Source organism: Kitasatospora sp. NPDC093558, assembly GCF_040683475.1.
Lineage (GTDB): Bacteria > Actinomycetota > Actinomycetes > Streptomycetales > Streptomycetaceae > Kitasatospora.
The window spans coordinates 1-3,856 of record NZ_JBFBDY010000590.1; the positions used below are offsets into that span (position 1 = coordinate 1).

Here is a 3,856-nt window from a genome sequence, read left to right on the forward strand (position 1 = left end):
GCCCCGCCCGGCCAAGCGCCGGGCCGGCGGCAGCCGCGCCTGGCTCGCCGCCCTCCCCCTGATCCTCTTCTTCGCGATCGGCTTCGGCCTGCCCGCCATCGCGATCGCCATCGGCGCGTTCACCACCTCCTCGGACGCCCCCGACGGCGGCGGCACCTTCACCACCGACAACCTCACCGGCTCGCTGCAGGGCGCGTACGCGACGGCCCTGTGGGGCAGCGTGAAGCTCTCCCTGCTGACCGCGCTGATCGCCACCGTGGTCGGCCTGCCGCTGGCCCAGGCCGTGGCGACCTCCCGGTTCCGCGCCTTCCGCGAGGCCGTGATGTCCGCCTCCGGCGTGCTCGCAAACTTCGGCGGCGTGCCGCTGGCCTTCATGTTCGTCGCCACCCTCGGCAACTCCGGCGAGGTCACCAAGAAGCTCGGCCTGACCAAGCACGGCTGGAACCTCTACACCTTCTCCGGCCTGTCCGTGGTCTACCTGTACTTCCTGGTGCCGCTGATGGTCATCACCATCACCCCGGCCCTGGAGGGCCTCAAGGCCCAGTGGCGCGAGGCCGCGTACAACAACGGCGCCACCGGCCTGCAGTACTGGATGCACGTGGCACTGCCCGTCCTGCTGCCCTCGCTGCTCGGCGGCTTCGTGCTGCTGTTCGGCGCCTCCTTCGCCGCGTACGCCACCGCCGAGGCCATGGTTGGCAGTTCGGTGCCGCTGATCTCGATGCAGATCGGCGACGCGCTGTCCGGCAACGTCCTGGTCGGCCAGGGCAACCTCGCCCTCGCCCTCGGCCTCGACATGATCGTGGTCGCCTGCCTGGTGATGGCCGTGTACCTGCCCCTTCAGCGCCGGAGTGCCAAGTGGCTCGCCTGATCAACCGCATCCGTTTCGGCCGCGGCCTCGTCCTGCTGCTCTGCGGGATCTACTTCGCGGTGCCGATGGCCGCCTCGCTGTGGTTCAGCGTCGACGACAACAAGGGCGGCACCACCTTCCGCGCCTACACCGAGCTGCTGAACGCCCCCGGCTTCACCGACAGCCTGGTGCTCAGCCTCGAACTGGCCGCCGTCACCGTGGCGGTGCTGCTGCTCCTGCTCGTCCCGGCGGTGCTCGCCGCCCGGCTCGGCGCGCCGAAGCTGGGCCCGGTGATCGAGGTCATGTGCTCGATGCCGCTGGTCGTCCCGGTCGTCGCCCTCACCACCGGCATCATCGGCGTGCTGCGCTGGGGCCCGGACTACCTCCAGGACACCCCGTTCTTCCAGACCATCGTGGCCATCCAGGACCCGCAGTTCCCGATCGTCCTGATCATCGCCTACGTACTGATGGCGCTGCCGTTCGCCTACCGGGCGATCGACGCCGGACTGCGCGGCGTGGACGTGGTCACCCTGGTCGAGGCCGCCCGCAACTGCGGCGCCGGCTGGCTGCGCGCGGTGTTCACCGTCGTCCTGCCGAACCTGCGCAGCGCGCTGCTGAACGCCGCCGTGCTCACCGTCGCCCTGGTGCTCGGCGAGTTCACCACCGCCTCCATCCTCGGCTTCGCCCCCTTCTCGGTGTGGATCAACTCCAACGGCAAGAGCGACGGCCAGATGTCCGTCGCCGTGTCGATGCTCAGCCTGCTGATCGTCTGGCTCGTGCTGCTGCTGATGTCCGCCGCCGGCCGCGGCCGCAAGGCCGCGCGGTCCTGATCCGCCCCTCCCGCTTCCCAGGAGTACCTCCCCCATGACCACGGCTACCGCCACCGCCACCGGCAAGGCCCCGGCCACCGGCGGCGCGACCGTCGAATTCCGCTCCCTGCGCCGCTCGTTCGGCGCCACCACCGCCCTCGACGGCCTGGACCTGACCGTCCAGCCGGGCGAACTGCTCGCCCTGCTCGGCCCGTCCGGCTGCGGCAAGACCACCGCGCTGCGCATCCTGGCCGGCTTCGAGCAGCACGACTCCGGCGAGGTCCTCGTCGACGGCCGGGACATCACCGCGATCCCCGCGCACAAGCGCGACGCGGGCATGGTGTTCCAGTCCTACAGCCTCTTCCCGCACCTGACCGCGCTCGACAACGTCGGCTTCGGCCTGCGGATGCGCGGCGCGGGCAAGGCCGAGCGCCGCCAGCGCGCCCAGGAGCTCCTGGAGCTCGTCGGCCTGCCGCACCGCGCCGGGCACTACCCGCACCAGATGTCCGGCGGCCAGCAGCAGCGCATCGCGCTCGCCCGCGCGCTCGCCCTGCAGCCGCGCGTCCTGCTGCTCGACGAGCCGCTGTCCGCGCTGGACGCCAAGGTCCGCCTCCAGCTGCGCGAGGAGATCCGCCGGCTCCAGCAGGAGCTCGGGATCACCACCCTGTTCGTCACCCACGACCAGGAGGAGGCGCTGTCGATGGCCGACCGCGTCGCCGTCCTGCGCGCGGGCCGCCTGGAGCAGTGCGCCGCCCCGAACGAGCTGTACTCGCGCCCGGCCACCGCGTTCGTCGCCGAGTTCGTCGGCACCATGAGCCGGATCCCGTGCACCCGCACCGGCGAGGGCGTCGAGGTGCTCGGCCGCCGCCACGCCGTGGACGGCGCCCTGCCGGCCGACGGCGAGCTCCAGGTGCTGGTCCGCCCGGAGAACGTCACGCTGACCCCGTCCGCGAACGGCCCGGCCCTCGTCGTCACCGCGTCCTTCCTGGGCGCCGTCACCCGCCTGACCGTCCGCCTGGACGACGGCACCGAGGTCAAGGCCGACCTGCCGACCGAGGCCGCCGCCGCCCTCCCGGCCGGTTCGCGCGCCGAGCTCACCCTCCCCGAGCGCCCCGTGTTGGTGGACCGCCGCACGGCCTGAGAGCCTGTGACGTCCTCCCTGCCGCTCCTGATGATCCACCGAAGGTACCGCCATGCCTGAATCCGCACTGCCCGCCGCCGTCCTCTTCGACATGGACGGCACCCTGGTCGACACCGAGCACCTCTGGTGGGAGGCCGCCGCCGAGCTCGCCGACGAGCTGGACCACCCGCTCACCGACCAGGACGCCCCCGAGGTGCTCGGCCGCGCCGTCGAGCACACCGCGGCCCACCTGCACCGGGTCAGCGGCACCGCGCTGAGCGAGGCCGAGGTGGCCGAGCGGCTCGGCGAGTCCTTCGCCGGCAAGGTCGCCGCCGAGACGGTCCCGCGCCCCGGCGCGCTCGCCCTGCTCGCCGCGCTCAGCGAGGCCCGGGTGCCCACCGCGCTGGTCTCCGCCTCCCCGCGCCGGGTGGTCGACCTCGTCCTGTCCACCATCGGCCGGGACTGGTTCACCGTCACCCTCGCCGCCGAGGACACCGAGCGGACCAAGCCCGCGCCGGACCCCTACCTGGCCGCCGCCGAGCGCCTCGGCCTGGACCCGGCCACCTGCGTCGCCGTCGAGGACACCCCGACCGGCGTCGCCTCCGCCAGCGCGGCCGGCTGCGCCGTGCTCGCCGTCCCGTCCACGGCCACGCCGATGCCGGACGGCGCCCGGATCACGCTGCTCGACAGCCTGGAGAACGCGGATCTACCCCTGCTCGGGAAGCTCGGCACCCGCCAGACGGTTTGAGCCCGGCATGCCCTACCTCCTCCTCACCCTCGCGATCCTCAGCGAAGTCTGCGCGACCAGCTGCCTCAAGCTCACCGAGGGCTTCTCGAAGTTCTGGCCCAGCGTCGGCGTGGCCGTCGGCTACGTGCTCTCCTTCGCCCTGCTCGGCCGCGCGCTGAAGCACATCCCGGTCTCGGTCGCGTACGCGGTCTGGTCGGGCGCCGGAACGGCGGCGGTCGCGGGGATCGGCGTCGTCGCCTTCGGCGAGTCGCTCGGCAGGCTCCAGATCGCGGGGATCGCGCTGATCATCGTCGGCGTGGTCGTGCTCAACCTCAAGGGCGGCCACTGAGTCT

5 protein-coding genes are annotated in these 3,856 nt (G+C 72.7%); all 5 read left to right on the forward strand.

All coding sequences use genetic code 11. The annotated features are described in order from the left end of the window. Window positions 1–868, forward strand: an 868-nt coding sequence (locus tag AB0O00_RS32035; protein WP_363657758.1) for an ABC transporter permease subunit, incomplete at its 5' end; no start/stop codon positions are given. A 65-nt stretch (window positions 869–933) separates the two neighbouring features. After that, window positions 934–1,677, forward strand: coding sequence for an ABC transporter permease subunit (locus tag AB0O00_RS32040; protein ID WP_363657765.1), 744 nt, complete (start codon window positions 934–936; stop codon window positions 1,675–1,677). Window positions 1,678–1,711: 34 nt separating this feature from the next. Next, a complete protein-coding gene (locus AB0O00_RS32045) occupies window positions 1,712–2,797 on the forward strand; it encodes an ABC transporter ATP-binding protein (protein ID WP_363657760.1) in 1,086 nt (361 codons plus the stop codon). 52 nt (window positions 2,798–2,849) lie between these two features. After that, window positions 2,850–3,524: an HAD family phosphatase gene (locus AB0O00_RS32050; RefSeq protein ID WP_363657762.1), complete on the forward strand. Its 675-nt coding sequence runs from the start codon at window positions 2,850–2,852 to the stop codon at window positions 3,522–3,524. Window positions 3,525–3,531: 7 nt separating this feature from the next. Next, entirely contained in the window at window positions 3,532–3,852 is a 321-nt protein-coding gene (locus AB0O00_RS32055) for a multidrug efflux SMR transporter (protein ID WP_363657764.1), read from the forward strand. The last annotated feature ends 4 nt before the right edge of the window (window positions 3,853–3,856 follow it).

Bases quoted from the DNA above. Each gene is read 5' to 3' on its own strand.
- AB0O00_RS32040 (WP_363657765.1), top strand. From the start codon at position 934: ATGGCCGCCTCGCTGTGGTTCAGCGTCGACGACAACAAGGGCGGCACC.
- AB0O00_RS32045 (WP_363657760.1), top strand. From the start codon at position 1,712: ATGACCACGGCTACCGCCACCGCCACCGGCAAGGCCCCGGCCACCGGC.
- AB0O00_RS32050 (WP_363657762.1), top strand. From the start codon at position 2,850: ATGCCTGAATCCGCACTGCCCGCCGCCGTCCTCTTCGACATGGACGGC.
- AB0O00_RS32055 (WP_363657764.1), top strand. From the start codon at position 3,532: ATGCCCTACCTCCTCCTCACCCTCGCGATCCTCAGCGAAGTCTGCGCG.